Here is a 15,355-nt window from a genome sequence, read left to right as displayed (position 1 = left end):
TGTGTCGATCTCCGGCGCAAAGACGACCAGCGATACGCCCGCGATCACCTCCACGCTGTATGTGGCAGCTGCCGGCTGGGTCATCGCCGCGTTCTTCCTCGGCACCGCCACCTGGCAGTCAGCGTCCGAGTTCGGCGACGCCCAACCGAACAACGCGCCGGCGCTGACCATCATCGTGCTGTGCCTGATCGGCGCCACCGTGTCCCTTGCCGGCGGCGCGATCGTGCGCCTGCTGGCGAAGCAGACGGTCGAGGACAGGGAGTCCTGACGGGGTGCTGGTCGCGGGGCGCGCGGACCGTCAGGCCGGGTCGGCGAGGACCCGGTTGCGGCCGCTGCGCTTCGCGGCGTACAGGTTGCGGTCCGCCTGGCTGAGCAGCGCCGCCGAGGTGATCCGGCCGTCGGCGGCGCACGACACCCCGATGCTCACCGTCACCGGCAGGTCGCCGGTCAGCTCGGCCCAGGGGTGCGACTGGATCGCGGCCCTGATCCGCTCGCAGCGGGCGACCGCCTCCTCCGCGCCGGCGCCGGGCAGCACGATCACGAACTCCTCACCACCGAGCCGGGCCACCGTGGCGGGCTCGTCGACGGCGCCCGCCATGACGGTCGCGACCCGCTGCAGGACCACGTCGCCGACCTCGTGCGACAGGGTGTCGTTGATCCGCTTGAAGAAGTCGATGTCGACCAGGGCCGCGGACACCGCCTCGCCCCGCTGCTCCGCCCGGCTCAGCAGCGCCGGCAGCTGGGCGTCGACGAACCGCCGGTTGTACAGGCCGGTCAACGCGTCCCGCAGCGCCATCTCCCGGAACCGGACCGTCTCGCGCTGCCCCTCGCGGCTCTCGAACACCAGCTGCGCCAGCCGGGCCTGCTCCTCCCGCTCCGCGGAGCGCAGCGCCTGGGACTCCGCGTCGAAGCGGCACTGCTCCTCGTAGGCCTCCTGGAACCGTCCGTTCGCGGCGTGCAGGCGGGCCAGCTCGCGGCGGGCCCGGGCGCCGACGTCGGCCATGCCGCGCTGCTCGCTCAGCGCCCGGCACCGATCGACGGTGGCCCGGGCCCGGTCCAGCGCGCCGCCGAGCCGCTGCGCCTCGGCGAGGGTGAGCAGCACCTCGGGCAGCATGTTGCCCTCCGCGTCGCGCCGGGCCACGCCGGCGTCCACCAGCGGCAGCAGCGTCTGCTCGGCCTCGTCGTACCGTCCCTGCAGCAGCTGCACCCGGGCGATCGTGTCCAGGTCCGGGGGCCGCAGCTCGACCCCGGTCCGCATCACCAGGCGGCGCATCCGCTCGACCAGCTCGCCGGCGGCGTCCGCGTCGCCGTCCTGATACGCGGCGTACGCCATGTTGTTCAGCACCGAACGGCTCAGCTCGTGGTCGCCGGCGGCCGCGGCGATGTCCAGGGCCTCGGCGTGATACGGAGCGGCGTCGGCCCGTGACACCACGTCGACGGACAGCGCGAGGATCACCAGGTGCGCGCCGCGGATCAGCGGCGGCACGTGATCGGGCAGGTGGTCCACGGACATCAGCGCGTGCCGGCGCGCCTCGGCGTTGTCGCCGAGGCAGGTGTGCAGGATCGACAGCAGGAAGTGGGTGCGGGCCAGGACGTACTGGTCGTTCTCCAGCACCGCCCACCGCTGCACCTCGTGCAGCAGCGGCGCCGACGCCGCCAGCTCCCCGCCGCGGGCCAGGGCGTCGGCGACGACGAGCCGGGCGCGGGCGGCCAGGTCGGCGCGGCCGAGCTCGACGGCGGCGCGCTCGGCGGCCTCGGCCTGCTCACGGTCGGCGGTGCGCCGGTCGACCTCCATGCCGAGCACCACGGCCGCGACCCGGTCCGCACTGATCACTGCTGTGCCACTCATGACCCGAACAATCGGCATGCCGCGCCGGTACCTGAGCGCAATGCCGCGCGGGTGCCCCCTAGGATCGGGCGGGCGGCGGAGGCACGAGAGGGGATCCTGTGGAGATCTGGCAAGCGGTCGTGCTCGGCGTCGTGGAGGGTGTGACCGAGTTCCTGCCGGTCTCCTCGACCGGTCACCTGACGATCACCGAGAAGCTGATGGGCATCCCGATCGACGACAAGGGTGTCACCGCGTTCACGGCGGTCATCCAGGTCGGTGCGATCATCGCCGCCATCATCTACTTCCGCAACGACATCGCGCGGTTCATCGCCGGGTTCGTGAAGGGTCTGCGCAGCAAAGAGGCGCGGCAGGAAACCGGCTGGAAGATGGCGATCAACGTGATCGTCGGGTCGCTGCCGATCGCGGTCGTCGGGCTGCTGTTCAAGGATCTCATCGAGGGTGAGCTGCGCAGCCTGTGGTTCGTCGCCGGGGCCCTGGTGGTGTGGAGTCTCGTGATGGTCCTCGCGGAGCATCTCGCCACGCAGAAGCTCGGGGAGGCCGACCTGACCTGGAAGGACGCGCTGATCATCGGGCTGGCCCAGTGCATCGCGCTGATCCCCGGCGTGTCCCGGTCGGGAGCGACGATCAGCGTCGGGCTGCTGCGGCACCTGGACCGGGTCACCGCCACCCGGCTGTCGTTCTTCCTCGGCATCCCCGCGCTGGCCGCGGCCGGGGTCCTGGAGGGCGTGCAGCGCGCCGGTGAGGTCAGCGAGACGGTCGGCTGGGGGGCGGCCGCGGTGGGCACGGTCGTCAGCTTCGTGGTCGCGTACGCGTCGATCGCCTGGCTGCTGAAGTTCGTCGCCAGCAACTCCATCGCCACGTTCGTGTACTACCGGGCCGCGCTCGGCGGCATCATCGTCGCCCTGCTGTGGGGCGGCGTCATCAGCGCCACCTGAGACGGGGTCTCAGATCACCATTGTGCGACGGCCTCAAGCAGGAGGAACTGCTGGCGGCTGACCCAGTCCGGGTAGCGGTTGACCATGGCGTCGAACAGTTCCTGGTCGGGCAGGCCGGCGTCGCGCAGGTGCCCGTAGTACTGGAGGTAGCCGCGAGATTCGGCGATGACCGTGGGCGGGTTGCCCTGGGTTGGGTCTTTGTGTCCGGAGATGACGGCAGTGGGGTTGAGCTCGGCCAGCCGGTCGAGCGCCGCAATCCAATCGGCCCTGCTTTCGGTCGTCGTCGCGCCGACGTACATGTGGCAGTGGTTGTAGGCGACGTCGCCGGCGACGATCAGGTCCAGGTCAGGCACGTGCAGCGAGGTCGTGTCGAGCGTGTCGGTGTGCCCGGTTGCGATCACCTCGATGGAGGAGCCCTCGAGCCGGATCTCCGGCGAGTCGAGCGGTTCGGGCAGCGGGACCGCGTCCGCGATCTGACCGGGGAACCGCGCCCTGAGGGAGTCGTCCAGCGCTTGAGCGTCCTGCTGTTGCATCAGCCGCACCGTCCCCGGCGCGGCGACCGCCTGCGCATCCGGGAAGCGTTCGAGCACGACCGGCAGGCCGAGATAGTGGTCGCCGTGGCCGTGCGTGATGTAGACGGTGGTGAGCCGGCGATTGTGCAGCGCCACCCAGTCGGCCAGGGCGGTTGCCTCCTGCACGGTCATCAGCGGGTCCACGAGCACGGCGTCGCGAGCACCGAAGATCAGCGTCGAGGTCGTCGGGTCCCACGCCGGCGCGTCGCCCACTGCGGGGGCCGGGGCGACGAACGGCTTTTCCGGTGCCACGAAGACGTCGTAGCTCAGCGCGGAACGGGTGGCTGGCATGCGTTCCCCCTTATGCAGTGGTGAAGGACCGGCCGCCCCACATTTGCCACAACACCACGGTCGGCGCATCCGGTGGAAGGCGGCATCACCTGAGCCGGACGACCACGGAAACAGGACGACGGCGGCGGCTGTGGTCGCGATACTGCTGCGATGCGGCACCTGGCGTATCCGAAGATCCCGACGGCGAAGCAGCTGGGCAGCGGCCGGTCCGGCGGCGGCACGTGGGTCGCCACGGAGAAGGTCCACGGCGCGCAGCTGGTGATCGCATCCGACGGCGGCGCGACGAGGGTCGGCAAGCGCAAGGCGTGGCTGGGCGGCGACGAGCCGTTCTTCGGCTGGCAGCTGCTGCGCGGCGGGTTCGACCGGGCCGTCAAGGTCGCTCTGGCCGACGGTGCCGCGGCGGTACGCATCTACGGCGAGCTGCACGGCGGCCACTATCCGCACCCGGACGTGCCGCCGGTGCCGGGCGCTTCGGCGGTCCAGACCGGCGTCTGGTACTGCCCAGATGTCCGGTTCACGCTGTTCGACGTGCTGGATCATGAGCACCCCGACGACGAGGGCGTCTACCGGACGTATGCGGCGGTCGCGCGGGTCGCCGAGGCCGCCGGGCTCGACGTGGTGCCGCTGCTGGGCCGCGGCACCCGGGCGTCCCTCGACGCCGTGCCCGTCCGGTTCCCGACGCGGGTACCGCAGCTGCGGGACCTGCCGCCGCTGCCGGGCAACCTCGCCGAGGGTGTCGTGCTGCGGCCGGACGCCGCGCTCGCGCCGCAGGACCGCACCGTCGTCAAGGTGAAGATCGACGAGTTCGACGAGCAGCGGTTCGCGGAGAGCCGGCCGTGGGACCCGTACACCCGGATCCCCGTCGACGACCTGCGCCGGCTCGCGGCAGGGCTGGTCAACGCGCCACGGATCGCCGGCGCCCGGTCGAAGGTCGGCGAGGTGCCGGCGGCGGAGCTAATCGACGAGGTGGTCCTGGACGTGCTGGTGGATCTGTCCGAGGCGTACCCAGCGGCCGTCGCGGCCCTGGACGCCGCCGGGCAGGCCGCGCTGGAGGACTCCGTGCGACGGGCCGCGGGCAAGTACCGCTGAGGCCGCTATCGTCGCGGTATGCCGTTCGATGTCGCACGGGCCCGGCGGGCCTACCCCGCACTGGCCGAGGGGTTCGTCCACTTCGACGGTGCCGCCGGCACGCTGGTCGCCGAGCCGGTGGCGCGGGCCGTCGCCGGGGTGCTCGGCGGTGCCGTGAGCAACCGGACCACCGCGTTCGAGCCGGGCCGGCGGGCGTTGCGCATCGTCGACGCCGCCCGCGCCGCGGTCGGGGACCTGCTCGGCACCGACCCCTCAGGGGTGGTGTTCGGGCCGAGCGCCACGGCGCTGACGTACACCGTGGCCCGCGGGCTCGCCGAGCGCTGGCTGCCCGGCGACAACGTGGTCGTGACCAGGCTCGACCACGACGCGAATGTGCGGCCGTGGGTGCAGCTGGCGCAGCGGGCCGGGGTGGAGGTGCGGTGGGCGGCGTTCGACCCCGGCACCGGTGAGCTTCCCGCGAGCGTGTTCGGGCCGCTCGTCGACGGCCGGACCAGGGTGGTGGCGGTGACGGCGGCGAGCAACGCCATCGGGACCCGGCCGGACGTGGCCGCGATCGCCGGGATCGCGCACGATGCCGGCGCGGTCGTCTACGTCGACGGCGTGCACGCCACCGCGCACCTGCCGGTCGACGTGGCCGCGCTCGGCGCCGACTTCTACGTCACCAGCGCCTACAAGTGGTCCGGGCCGCACCTGGCGGCGTGCGTCGCCGCGCCGCGGCTGTGGGAGCGCACGGCCATGCTGAAGCTGCTGCCGTCCTCGGACGCGGTGCCGGAGCGGTTCGAGCTGGGCACGCCGAGCTTCGAGCTGCTCGCCGGGGTCGAGGCGGCGGTCGGGTTCCTGGCGACGCTCGACGACGAGACGAAGGGTTCCCGCCGGGACCGGGTCCTGCGGTCGATGGCCGCGGTCCACGCCTACGAGCTGGGTCTCTTCGAGCGGCTGCTCGACGGGTTGCGGGCCGTGCCGTCGGTGCGGGTCCTGCCGGCGCCGGCCGGTGGCTGCCCGACGGTGTCGTTCCGGGTGGGCGGGCAGGACCCGGCGCGGACGGCGGAGATCCTGGGCGAGCGGGGGATCTGCGTGTTCTCCGGCGACTACTACGCCGCGGAGTACTTCATCGCGATGGGGCTGCGGGAGTCCGGCGGCGCGGTGCGGGCCGGGATCTACCACTACACGACCGCCGACGACGTGGACCGCCTCGTCGCCGCCGTGGCTCAGGTGCGGTAGCCGTCGGCGTATTCGGCGTGCCGGCCGTCGGCCCGAAGTGGACGGTCGGTGAGGACGGCGGCGCCGGCCAGGGGCCACCACCGCCCGACCTGGTCCATGGCCGCGAGGAGCGCGTCGAGCTCGGGGAACCCGGGCAGCGGGACGGTCCGCGCGGCGCACTCGAACGCGGCGATGACCGACGCGGTGGCCCGCGGGTCGAGGTAGCCGCCGAACTCGTGCCACCGGACCACGCCCTCGGGGTCCGGTGACGTGCCGATGACGTCGCCGACCCGCAGCCCGGTCACGTCGCCGGGTGCGGGCGCCGACAGGTGCGTGCTGAGCCGGTCCGCCAGCTGCCAGATCGGGCCCAGGAACGCCTCGCCGCGCAGCTCGGTCAGCAGCGCCTGCAGCGCTTCCCAGTAGTCGGCGGCGGGGAGCTCCACGTCCATGTCGTCCCACATGTCGTAGGACAGGCGGTCGCCGCCGAGCGCGGCGAGCAGCGCCGACTCGAGCCGCCGGCCGAGCGGGTGCCACAGCGTCTCGCGCTGCGGGGCGGTGCCGTAGTAGGCGTCGGACACCAGGCTGCGCACGGCGTCGGGGTCGGCCCACGGGTCGATGGTCGCGTCCGGGTCGCCCCAGCCGGGTGGCAGTTGCGCGGTGATCGCCGCGACGGCCCGCGCGGCGATGCCGGCGACCTCCGCGGTCCCGGGTCGCGCGGCGAGCAGCGCCTGGAGGCGGTCGGGGGTGAGCCGCCCGCGCACCGCCCGGGCGGCGAGCGCGCCACCGTAGGGCGAGTCCATCCACACGATGAACGCCGGTGCCGGCTGCCCCGCCGCGGTGTACGCCGCGACGACGGCCGCCTCGGCGGCGCCCCGGTCGCACCGCCGCACGGACGCTCCGGTGCGCAGCCAGCGGTCGACGACCTCGGCCACGGTCGCCTTCTGCGCGTCGGTCAGCATGGGTCGACGGTACCGGGCGGCAGGCGCACCGTGACCCGCAGACCGCCGCCCGGGTTGGGCACGGCGCTGGCACGTCCACCGTGGACGGTTGCGATCGACGCGACGATCGCCAGGCCCAGCCCGAAGCCGTCGGTGCCGGTCCGGGTGTGCCGGTGGAACGGCCTGAACAGCCCCTCGGCGTCGCCCGGGCCGATGACGGGGCCGGTGTTGGCGACGGTGAGGAGCACGCCGCCGCCGGCCGCGGCCGTGGTGATCCAGACGTCGCCGCCGTCGACGTTGTACCGGGCGGCGTTGTCGACGAGGTTCGCGGCGAGGCGCTCCAGCAGGATCGGGTCGCCGGCCGTCGGGGCGGGCGACAGCGACAGGTGCAGCCGCCGGTCGCCGATGTCCTTGCCGTCCAGGACGTCCTCGACGCAGGTGGCGAGGTCGACGGGCTCCCGCACGGCGAGGCCGGCGTCGGTGCGGGCGAGGGTCAGCAGCGCCTCGATGAGCGTCTCGGCGTGCCCGACGGCGCCGCGGACGTCGTCGGCCATCCGCAGCAGCTCGTCCCGTGACGGCGCCGGTTTCGCCAGCACCACGTCGATGGTGGCGCGCATGACGGTCAGCGGGGTCCGCAGCTCGTGGCTGGCGTTGGCGATGAACCGCCGCTGCCCGGTGAACGCGGCCTCGAGGCGGTCCAGCATGGCGTCGAACGTGTCGGCGAGCTGCCGCAGCTCGTCGCGGGGGCCGCCGAGCGACACCCGGGCCGCGAGGTTGTCCTCGGTGGCGGCGCGGGCCGCGGCGGTGATGCGGTGCAGCGGGCGCAGCACCCGGCCGGCGACCAGCCACCCGGCCGCCGCGGAGAGCACGGTGACGACGGAGAGTGTGGTGACCGAGTAGCGCAGCAGGTTGTCCAGCGTCTCCTGGCGCTGCGTCCGCACGCCGGCGAGGACACCCTCGTCGAAGGCCGCCTGGCACTTGTTGCGCATGCCGGGCTCGAGCTCCGGGGCGCCCTTGAGCACCGCCTTGCAGTCCTCCGAGAACTGCGCCGGCGACGGCTCCACGCCCTTGCCGACCGGCTTGTCGTCGACCAGGCTCGCGGCGACGAGACCGTAGATGATCGTGACGACGATCGCGCCGCCGGCCGCGAACAACACGGTGTAGAGCAGGGTCAGGCGGACCCGGACGGTGAGCCTCACATCCGGTACCCCCTGCCCACGACGGTCTCGATGAGCGCCGGCGGGCCGAGCTTGCGCCGCAGCCGGGTCAGCGTCACCGACACGATGTTGCTGAACGGGTCGGCGTTGGCGTCCCACACGTGTTCCAGGAGCTCCTCGGCGCTGACCACCGCACCGTCGGCGGCGACGAGCATCTCCAGCACGCCGAACTCCTTGCGGGTCAGCTGCAGCGGCCGGTCGGCGCGGCTGGCGCGGTGCCGGGCCCGGTCGACGGTCAGGTCGCCGCGGCGCACCACCGGCGGCGCCGACGGTGCCCGGCGGGCCAGGGCCCGGACCCGGGCGACGAGCTCGTGGAACGCGAACGGCTTGCCGAGGTAGTCGTCGGCGCCGAGCTCCAGGCCGTCGACCCGGTCGTCGACGGCCGAGGCGGCGGTGAGCATGAGGATGCGGGCCGCGCCGCCGGCGAGGGACCGGCACACCTGGTCGCCGTGCACGACCGGCAGGTCCCGGTCCAGCACGACGACGTCGTAGCCGGTCTCGGCGGCCCGGGTCAGGGCGGCGGCGCCGTCGGTGACGACGTCGACCGCCATGCCTGCGTCACGCAGCCCCTCACCGATCCGCGCGGCGAGGGTCGCGTGATCCTCGACGACCAGCACCCGCATGGCGACCATTGTGCCGCGCCGGGCATGACATCCGTCCGACACGCGCGGTAGCGCTCGTGTCACCGGCATCCCGGTACACCGGCAGCATGAGAATCGTCATCGCCTGCGCCGCGGCACTCGTGCTGACGCTCGCCGGCTGCAGCGGCTCGCCGGGCTCGCCCGGTGTGCCCCGCCTGTCCGGCGGTGCCGCGGCCGGCAACGCGCAGCAGCGCAAGGCCGCGCTGCACACCGCCGCCGAATGCATCCGGCAGCACGGCATCGCCGGTTACCAGGATCCTGTGCTGACGGCCGACGGCCATGTGTACACCGACTCCCGCAGCTACTACCAGGCCGAGGACGCCACCATCCGGGCCGTCGAGGAGGCGTGCAAGAGCCTGCTGGACGCCGCGCAGTTCCAGCCGACCGAGCAGGCCCCGGCGCCGCCGGCGCTGGTGCAGGCCGGGGTCCGGTCGCGGCAGTGCCTGCGCGAGCACGGCCTGGTGAACCTCTCCGACCCGACGGCGACGTCGGACTTCACGCCCGGGCACGGCTTCGGCGTCAACCCCGAGGAGATGCCCGGCGACAAGACCGACCCGGTCGTGCAGCGGGCGCTGGACGCGTGCCGGCCGATCCTCGACGAGGAGGCCCGCGCGTCGAGCCTCGGAAGTCTCGGCGATGCGTAGGCGGGCCGTGGTCGCCGGCGCGGCCGTCGCTGTCGCGGCGACCGCCACCGGCGGCGGATGGTGGCTGCGCGACCGGTCCGCGCCCAGCGCGGCGGCGTCCAGCTCGGCGCAGGCGGCGACGGGCACGGTGGCGGTGGTGCGCACCGACCTGTCCACGACCGCGCACGTGACCGGGGCGCTCGGGTTCCGCGACACGTACACGGTGTTCGCGCAGGGGCCCGGCGGCACGGTCACCGGACTCCCCCGGCCCGGGCAGGTCGTCAACCGGGGTGAGCCGGTGTTCGAGCTGGACGGCCGGCCGGTGCGGCTGCTCTACGGTGCCCGCCCCGCGTGGCGGCCGTTCGGCGCCGGCATGACCGGCGGCGCCGACGTGCGCGCCCTGGAGGAGAACCTGGCGGCGCTCGGCCACGGGCAGTCGCTGACGGTCGACGACCGGTTCACCGCGGCGACGGCGGCCGCGGTACGGCGCTGGCAGCAGGCGACCGGGCAGGCGGTGACGGGCCGGGTGGAGCTCGGCGCGGTCACGTTCCAGCCGGGTCCGGTGCGGGTCACCGAGATCACCGCGAAGCTCGGCGCCACCAACCGCGGCGAGGAACCGGTGCTGTCGGGGACGTCGACGGCGGCGGCGGTCACGATCACGGTCCCGGCGGGGCGGACCTACCTCGTGCACGCCGGCGACCCGGTGACCGTCACCATGCCCGACGGCACCGAGGTCAAGGGCACGGTGGCGTACCTGTCCGCGGTCGCCGAGACGGCGCCGTCGATGGACGGGCGTGCGCCGCAGCCGACGGTCACCGGGCTCGTCACCCTTGACGACCCGGCCACCGGCGGCGACCTCGACCGCGCGCCGGTGCAGGTGAACGTCACCGGCAAATCCGTCCGCGGGGTCCTCGCGGTGCCGGTCACCGCGCTCGTCGCGCTCGCCGGCGGCGGCTACGGCGTGTGGGTCCGCGACGGCGCGCAGCGTCGGCTCGCCGGGGTCACCACCGGGCTGTTCGCCGAGACGCTCGTCGAGGTGCGCGGCGACGTGCACGAGGGCGACCTGGTGGAGGTGCCGGTCGGATGACCGCGGCGCTGGAGCTCCACCTCGTCAACAAGATCTACCCGCCGCCGACCACGGTGACCGCGTTGCGCGACGTGTCGCTGGTGGTGCGGGCCGGTGAGACCGTCGCGGTGACCGGGCCGTCCGGTGCCGGGAAGACGACCCTGCTCAGCGTCCTGGGCACCCTGGAGCGGCCGACGTCGGGGGTGGTGCGCATCGCCGGGACCGACACCACCGACATGTCCGACCATGAGCTGTCCGGGGTGCGGGCGTGGCACCTCGGCTTCGTGTTCCAGCAGTTCTTCCTCCTGGAGCACCTGTCGGTGCTGGACAACGTGGCGACCGGCCTGCTGTATCGGGGGGTGCCCGCCGCGACGCGTCGGGCGCGGGCCGGTGAGGTTCTCGAACAGGTCGGGCTCGCCGGGCGGCTCCGGCACCGCCCGGCGCAGCTGTCCGGGGGCGAACGGCAGCGGGTCGCGATCGCGCGGGCGCTCGTCGGGCGGCCGGCGGTGCTCCTCGCGGACGAGCCGACCGGCAACCTCGACTCCGCCACCGGCGGCGAGATCGCGGCCCTGCTGGCCGGCCTGGCCGGCACGACCACGGTCGTGCTCATCACCCACAACGCGGAGGTGGCCGCGACCATGGCCCGTCAGGTACGGCTGCGCGACGGCCGGATCGTCGAACAAGCGGATGGCCCGTCATGAAGCCGGTGACGCGGCTGCGGGCCGGCGACGCGGTCGCGGTGTCGACCGTCGGCCTGCGGGCCCGGCGGCTGCGCGCGGCCCTGTCGGCGCTGGGCATCGCGATCGCGATCGCCGCGCTCGTCGCGGTCCTCGGCGTCGCGGAGTCTTCGAAGGCCGACCTGCTCCACCAGCTCGGCGAGCAGGGCAACCTGCTGACGGTCGCCTCCGGCAAGACGTTCAACGGCGAGGCGACGCCCCTGCCGGCGACCGCACCGGCGATGATCCGGCGCATCCCGCCGGTCCGGTCGATCACGACCGTCGGCGCCGTCGACGATGTCACGGTCCGCCGCTCCGCCGCGGTGCCGGCGCAGCAGACCGGCGGCATCACCGTCCTCGCCGCCCAACCGTCCCTTGTGGACGTCCTCGGGGTACCGCTGGCACGGGGCGCGTTCCTGCCCCACCCGGCGTTCCCGGAGACGGTGCTCGGCGACGCGACCGCGCGGATCCTCGGCATCGGCGTGCTGGACGCGCAGACCCAGGTGTACCTCGGCGGCACGTACTTCACCGTCGTCGGGATCCTCGCGCCGGCGCCGATCGCCCCCGAGATCGACACCGCCGCGCTGATCGGCTTCGACGTCGCCGACGACCTGTTCCACCTCGGCGGGGTGGCCAGCCGGGTGTACCTGCGGGTCGACCCGGACCAGGTCGCGGACGTGGCGTCGGTCCTGGCGTTCACCGCCGCGCCGCAGGATCCGCGTTCCGTCGAGGTGCGCCGACCGTCGGACGTGCTGATCGCCCGGATCGCGGCGAAGGGCGCGTTCGTCGGGCTGTTCCTCGGCCTCGGCGGCATCGCGCTGCTCGTCGCGGGCGTCGGCATCGCCAACATCATGGTGATCTCGGTCCTGGAGCGCCGCGCCGAGATCGGGCTACGCCGCGCGCTGGGCGCCCGCCGCCGGGACGTCGCCGCGCAGTTCCTGCTGGAGTCGGCGCTGCTCGCCTGCGCGGGCGGGGTGCTCGGCGTCGGACTGGGCTGCCTCGCCACCGTGGTCGCGGCGCATCTGGGTGGCACGCCGGTCGCGATCCCGCCGGTGGCGCCGCTGGCCGGGCTCGCCGCGGCGCTCGCCGTCGGGGCGCTTGCCGGCGGTTACCCGGCGGTGCGGGCGGCGCGTCTCCCACCGGCGGACGCGCTCAGGACGTTGTGAGCCACACGGATTCCACTATAGTGGAGCGGGTGACGACCTTCGATCTGGGGGCGCTGGGCGCCCGCGTGCGGCGGGAGCGGCGCGCCCGCGGCCTGACCCTCGACGACCTCGCCGCGGCCAGCGGGGTCAGCCGCAGCATGCTGTCGGAGGTGGAGCGGGGCAGCCGGACCCCGACCGTGCTCACCGTCGACCGGATCGCCACCGGGCTCGGCACCAGCCTCGCGCGGCTGCTGCGGGACGAGCTGCCGGACCCGGTGGTGGTGCTGCGCCACGGCGAGCAGGACGTCGTGCGCGACCCGGCGGGCTGGGAGCGGCGGGTGCTGAGCCCGGTGCGGACCGGCGTCGAGTTCGAGTTCATGCGCACCACCATCGGCGCGGGGGTCGACGCCGGCACGTTCGACCCCCACGCCGCCGGATCCCGGGAGCATCTCGCGGTCGAGTCCGGCCGGCTGCGGCTGACCCTGGACGGCACGCCGGTCGAGCTGGGCCGCGGCGACAGCATCGCCTACGCCGGCGACGTGCACCACGGCTTCGTCAACCCGGGCACCGAGCCCTGCGTCTACTACCTCGTGATGGACCTGACCCGATGAGCGGGCCGCTGCACCCCGCCTGGCGGTGGCGGGAGGACGACGTCCGGGCGCTCGGTGAACAGGTCGCCGGGATTGTCGCCGCGCATTTGGCAGGGTTGCCGTCGGATCCCGTTTTCCGGCCGGTACCCCCAGCCGCCGCCGCAGCGTTCGCGACCGCGCCGCTGCCGCTGGACGGCACTGCCGTCGACGAGGTGCTGGCCCGCTTCGTGGCGGACGTCCTGCCGTACCCCTTCGGCAACGGCCATCCACGCTTCTACGCGTGGGTCAACTCTCCCCCGCACGCCCTCGGCGTGTTCGCCGAGGCCCTCGCCGCCGCGATGAACCCGAGCGTCGCCGGCGGCAACCACGCCGCCGTGCACGTGGAGCGGCAGGTGGTGCGCTGGTTCGCCGACCTCGCCGGGTTCCCGTCCGGCGCCACCGGCCTTTTGGTGAGCGGCGGCTCGATGGCGACGCTGACCGCGTTCACGGTCGCCCGCCACCGCGCCACCCGCGCCGCCGGGATCGACGTGCGCGCCGACGGGCTGCAGGGCCTCGGACGGCGCTGCACGCTGTACGTCGGATCCGAGGGCCACGGCTCCGCGCACAAGGCCGCCGAGCTGCTCGGGATCGGCTCGGCCAACGTGCGGGTCGTGCCGTCCGACGCCGCCCACCGGATGCGGCCCGACCTGCTCCGCTCGGCACTCGACCAGGACGTCACTCTTGGATGCCTGCCGCTCGCCGTCATGGCCACCGCCGGCACCGTCAACACCGGCGCGATCGACCCCCTGGACGAGATCGCCGACGTCTGCGCCGAGCACGGCATCTGGCTGCACGTCGACGGCTCCTACGGCGGCCCGGCCGTCCTGCTGCTCGACCGGTACGCGGAAGCCAGGGCCGCCCTGGCCCGCGCCGACAGCATCGCCATGGACCCGCACAAGTGGCTCTATGCGCCGGTGGACGCCGGCCTGGTCCTGCTCCGCGACGCCGCGGCGGCCCGGGACGCGTTCAGCCTCGTCCCGGCGTACCTGCGCACCGACGGCGACCCGTCCGGCGTCGGCGGGCCGGTGTGGTTCAGCGAGTTCGGCTTCGACCAGACCCGGCCGTTCCGGGCGCTCAAGGTGTGGATGCTGCTGCGGCACCTCGGCGTCACCGGGTACCGCGACCTGATCGCCCACGACATCGCCGTCGCCGACCGGCTCGCCGACGGGATCACGGCCGCCCCGCAGCTGCGGCTGCTGGCCCGCGGGCTCAGCGTCGTGTGCTTCCGCGCCGCACCCGCCGGCTGTCCCGCCGACGCGCTCGACGACCTCAACCGCCGCGTCCTCACCGACGTCCAGCTCGGCGGCCGCGCGTTCCTCGCCGGCACCACCGTCGACGGCGTCTTCGCGCTGCGCGCCTGCGTGGTCAACCCGGGCAGCGGCGGCGCCGACGCCGACGCGGTCGTCGCCGAGGTCCTCGCGGCCCTGTCCCGGCAGGGCTGAGGCCGGTCCGGCATACTGGCGCGGACCGGCGAGCGGTGGAGGACTCATGGCGACCTTCGGCGGCTCCGACGACCTGCGGGGAGCGCGATTCTCCGGCGTGGACCTGCGCGGTGCCCGGTTCGCCGGCGGTGACCTGTCCGGCGTCACGATCCGAGGCGTCGAGCTGCGCGGCGCCGAAATCGACTCGCCGTGGCTGTTCGACGGCGAGAACGCCCTGCGCGTCAACGGTGTCGACGTGCTCCCGTTCGTCGACGCCGAATTGAACCGCCGCTTCCCCGGGCGGGCCGGCCGGCGCGCCAAGGACCCGGCCGGTCTGCGCGCGGCGTGGGCGTCGGTCGAAGACACGTGGGCGGCGGCGCTCGCCCGGGTCGCGGCGATGCCGGACGGCACGGTCGACGTGTCCGTGGACGGCGAGTGGTCCTTCGCGCAGACGTTGCGGCACCTGGTCTTCGCCACCGACATGTGGCTGGGATGGGCGGTCCTGCGGGCCGAGCAACCGTTCCACCCCATCGGTCAGCTCGACTCGGGCACCGAGGCCGACGGCATGCAGCCACCCGCGTCGCCTCCGCCACCCGCGTCGCCTTCGCTGTCTGCGTCGCCGCCGTTCGCGGAGGTCCTCGCCGTGCGGGCGGGTCGCGTCGCGATGGTGCGGGACTTCCTCACCGCCGTCACGCCGGACGTGCTGGCCGAGCCGCGCGCCAACCCGCACGCACCCGAGCACCCGGAGACGGTGCTGTCCTGCCTGCACGTGATCCTCGACGAGGAGTGGGAGCACCACCGCTACGCGGTGCGGGACCTCGACGCGATCGAGGCACGGCCGGCCGGTTCCTGAGACGGGCCGAGGCCGGTCACCGTGTTGGTGACCGGCCTCACGCCAGGGGTCGTGCTGTGAGTGCTGTGGTGGTGGTTAGTTGGAGGCGACGCCGAGTTCGGCGGTGCCGCCGCCGTTGATCTGGGTGGCGGAGGCGAAGGCGGTGTCGAGGCGGGCCTGGAGGGCGTCGA

The 15,355-nt window shown here is 74.1% G+C and carries 16 protein-coding genes; 11 read left to right on the top strand and 5 right to left on the bottom strand.

What is annotated here, in order from left to right; genetic code table 11:
* Position 1 precedes the first annotated feature (1 nt).
* A complete protein-coding gene (locus tag AB0K00_RS34040; protein WP_363528970.1) occupies positions 2–268 on the top strand; it encodes a hypothetical protein in 267 nt (88 codons plus the stop codon).
* A gap of 30 nt (positions 269–298) precedes the next feature.
* On the opposite strand, the gene AB0K00_RS34035 is transcribed toward AB0K00_RS34040, so the two are convergent.
* Complete coding sequence (locus AB0K00_RS34035; RefSeq protein ID WP_363528967.1) at positions 299–1,849, bottom strand: GGDEF domain-containing protein; 1,551 nt, start codon at positions 1,847–1,849, stop codon at positions 299–301.
* 98 nt (positions 1,850–1,947) lie between these two features.
* On the opposite strand from AB0K00_RS34035, the gene AB0K00_RS34030 reads away from it, so the two are divergent.
* Positions 1,948–2,784 carry an undecaprenyl-diphosphate phosphatase gene (locus AB0K00_RS34030; protein ID WP_363528964.1) on the top strand — a complete coding sequence of 279 codons (837 nt, stop codon included), beginning with the start codon at positions 1,948–1,950 and terminating at the stop codon, positions 2,782–2,784.
* Between the two features lie 14 nt (positions 2,785–2,798).
* Here the strand turns inward: AB0K00_RS34030 and AB0K00_RS34025 are convergent, their stop codons facing one another.
* Positions 2,799–3,806, bottom strand: coding sequence for an MBL fold metallo-hydrolase (locus AB0K00_RS34025; protein ID WP_363528961.1), 1,008 nt, complete (start codon positions 3,804–3,806; stop codon positions 2,799–2,801).
* On the opposite strand from AB0K00_RS34025, the gene AB0K00_RS34020 reads away from it, so the two are divergent.
* Together AB0K00_RS34020 and AB0K00_RS34015 are read left to right on the top strand one after the other, a co-directional pair.
* Positions 3,798–4,736 (top strand): RNA ligase family protein, encoded by a 939-nt coding sequence (locus AB0K00_RS34020; protein WP_363528958.1) that lies wholly within the window; start codon positions 3,798–3,800, stop codon positions 4,734–4,736. The two genes, AB0K00_RS34025 and AB0K00_RS34020, sit on opposite strands and share 9 nt — an antisense overlap.
* An 18-nt stretch (positions 4,737–4,754) precedes the next feature.
* On the top strand, positions 4,755–5,957 hold the full coding sequence (locus AB0K00_RS34015; RefSeq protein ID WP_363528955.1) for a cysteine desulfurase-like protein: 1,203 nt from the start codon (positions 4,755–4,757) through the stop codon (positions 5,955–5,957).
* On the opposite strand, the gene AB0K00_RS34010 is transcribed toward AB0K00_RS34015, so the two are convergent.
* From AB0K00_RS34010 to AB0K00_RS34000, 3 genes are read right to left on the bottom strand one after another with little or no spacing between them, the layout of a single operon-like run.
* Entirely contained in the window at positions 5,945–6,895 is a 951-nt protein-coding gene (locus tag AB0K00_RS34010; RefSeq protein ID WP_363528952.1) for a hypothetical protein, read from the bottom strand. The genes AB0K00_RS34015 and AB0K00_RS34010 overlap by 13 nt on opposite strands.
* Complete coding sequence (locus AB0K00_RS34005) at positions 6,889–8,073, bottom strand: HAMP domain-containing sensor histidine kinase (protein ID WP_363528949.1); 1,185 nt, start codon at positions 8,071–8,073, stop codon at positions 6,889–6,891. The genes AB0K00_RS34010 and AB0K00_RS34005 overlap by 7 nt, the downstream gene beginning before the upstream one ends.
* Entirely contained in the window at positions 8,070–8,714 is a 645-nt protein-coding gene (locus tag AB0K00_RS34000; protein WP_363528946.1) for a response regulator transcription factor, read from the bottom strand. The genes AB0K00_RS34005 and AB0K00_RS34000 overlap by 4 nt, the downstream gene beginning before the upstream one ends.
* A gap of 86 nt (positions 8,715–8,800) precedes the next feature.
* On the opposite strand from AB0K00_RS34000, the gene AB0K00_RS33995 reads away from it, so the two are divergent.
* The 7 genes from AB0K00_RS33995 to AB0K00_RS33965 are packed head-to-tail and all read left to right on the top strand — an operon-like array spanning position 8,801 to position 15,185.
* Complete coding sequence (locus tag AB0K00_RS33995) at positions 8,801–9,376, top strand: hypothetical protein (RefSeq protein WP_363528944.1); 576 nt, start codon at positions 8,801–8,803, stop codon at positions 9,374–9,376.
* Positions 9,369–10,442: an efflux RND transporter periplasmic adaptor subunit gene (locus tag AB0K00_RS33990; protein WP_363528941.1), complete on the top strand. Its 1,074-nt coding sequence runs from the start codon at positions 9,369–9,371 to the stop codon at positions 10,440–10,442. Before AB0K00_RS33995 ends, AB0K00_RS33990 begins: the two co-directional genes overlap by 8 nt.
* Complete coding sequence (locus AB0K00_RS33985; RefSeq protein WP_363528938.1) at positions 10,439–11,122, top strand: ABC transporter ATP-binding protein; 684 nt, start codon at positions 10,439–10,441, stop codon at positions 11,120–11,122. The genes AB0K00_RS33990 and AB0K00_RS33985 overlap by 4 nt, the downstream gene beginning before the upstream one ends.
* The gene (locus AB0K00_RS33980; RefSeq protein ID WP_363528935.1) at positions 11,119–12,303 is read left to right on the top strand and encodes an FtsX-like permease family protein; all 1,185 of its coding nucleotides are present in this window, start codon (positions 11,119–11,121) and stop codon (positions 12,301–12,303) included. Before AB0K00_RS33985 ends, AB0K00_RS33980 begins: the two co-directional genes overlap by 4 nt.
* A 29-nt stretch (positions 12,304–12,332) precedes the next feature.
* Positions 12,333–12,893: an XRE family transcriptional regulator gene (locus AB0K00_RS33975; RefSeq protein WP_363528932.1), complete on the top strand. Its 561-nt coding sequence runs from the start codon at positions 12,333–12,335 to the stop codon at positions 12,891–12,893.
* A complete protein-coding gene (locus AB0K00_RS33970; RefSeq protein ID WP_363528929.1) occupies positions 12,890–14,353 on the top strand; it encodes an aminotransferase class V-fold PLP-dependent enzyme in 1,464 nt (487 codons plus the stop codon). The genes AB0K00_RS33975 and AB0K00_RS33970 overlap by 4 nt, the downstream gene beginning before the upstream one ends.
* Before the next feature lie 46 nt (positions 14,354–14,399).
* Positions 14,400–15,185: a DinB family protein gene (locus AB0K00_RS33965; protein ID WP_363528926.1), complete on the top strand. Its 786-nt coding sequence runs from the start codon at positions 14,400–14,402 to the stop codon at positions 15,183–15,185.
* The last annotated feature ends 170 nt before the right edge of the window (positions 15,186–15,355 follow it).

The sequence above is a fragment of the Dactylosporangium sp. NPDC049525 genome, from assembly GCF_040676755.1.
In the GTDB taxonomy this organism is placed as follows: domain Bacteria; phylum Actinomycetota; class Actinomycetes; order Mycobacteriales; family Micromonosporaceae; genus Dactylosporangium.
This window is presented reverse-complemented; position numbering and strand designations above follow the sequence as displayed.

Excerpts from the sequence above, each read along its gene's own strand:
- AB0K00_RS34035 (WP_363528967.1), bottom strand. The coding sequence starts at position 1,849 with ATGAGTGGCACAGCAGTGATCAGTGCGGACCGGGTCGCGGCCGTGGTG.
- AB0K00_RS34020 (WP_363528958.1), top strand. The coding sequence starts at position 3,798 with ATGCGGCACCTGGCGTATCCGAAGATCCCGACGGCGAAGCAGCTGGGC.
- AB0K00_RS34015 (WP_363528955.1), top strand. The coding sequence starts at position 4,755 with ATGCCGTTCGATGTCGCACGGGCCCGGCGGGCCTACCCCGCACTGGCC.
- AB0K00_RS34010 (WP_363528952.1), bottom strand. The coding sequence starts at position 6,895 with ATGCTGACCGACGCGCAGAAGGCGACCGTGGCCGAGGTCGTCGACCGC.
- AB0K00_RS34000 (WP_363528946.1), bottom strand. The coding sequence starts at position 8,714 with ATGCGGGTGCTGGTCGTCGAGGATCACGCGACCCTCGCCGCGCGGATC.
- AB0K00_RS33995 (WP_363528944.1), top strand. The coding sequence starts at position 8,801 with ATGAGAATCGTCATCGCCTGCGCCGCGGCACTCGTGCTGACGCTCGCC.
- AB0K00_RS33990 (WP_363528941.1), top strand. The coding sequence starts at position 9,369 with ATGCGTAGGCGGGCCGTGGTCGCCGGCGCGGCCGTCGCTGTCGCGGCG.
- AB0K00_RS33985 (WP_363528938.1), top strand. The coding sequence starts at position 10,439 with ATGACCGCGGCGCTGGAGCTCCACCTCGTCAACAAGATCTACCCGCCG.
- AB0K00_RS33980 (WP_363528935.1), top strand. The coding sequence starts at position 11,119 with ATGAAGCCGGTGACGCGGCTGCGGGCCGGCGACGCGGTCGCGGTGTCG.
- AB0K00_RS33970 (WP_363528929.1), top strand. The coding sequence starts at position 12,890 with ATGAGCGGGCCGCTGCACCCCGCCTGGCGGTGGCGGGAGGACGACGTC.
- AB0K00_RS33965 (WP_363528926.1), top strand. The coding sequence starts at position 14,400 with ATGGCGACCTTCGGCGGCTCCGACGACCTGCGGGGAGCGCGATTCTCC.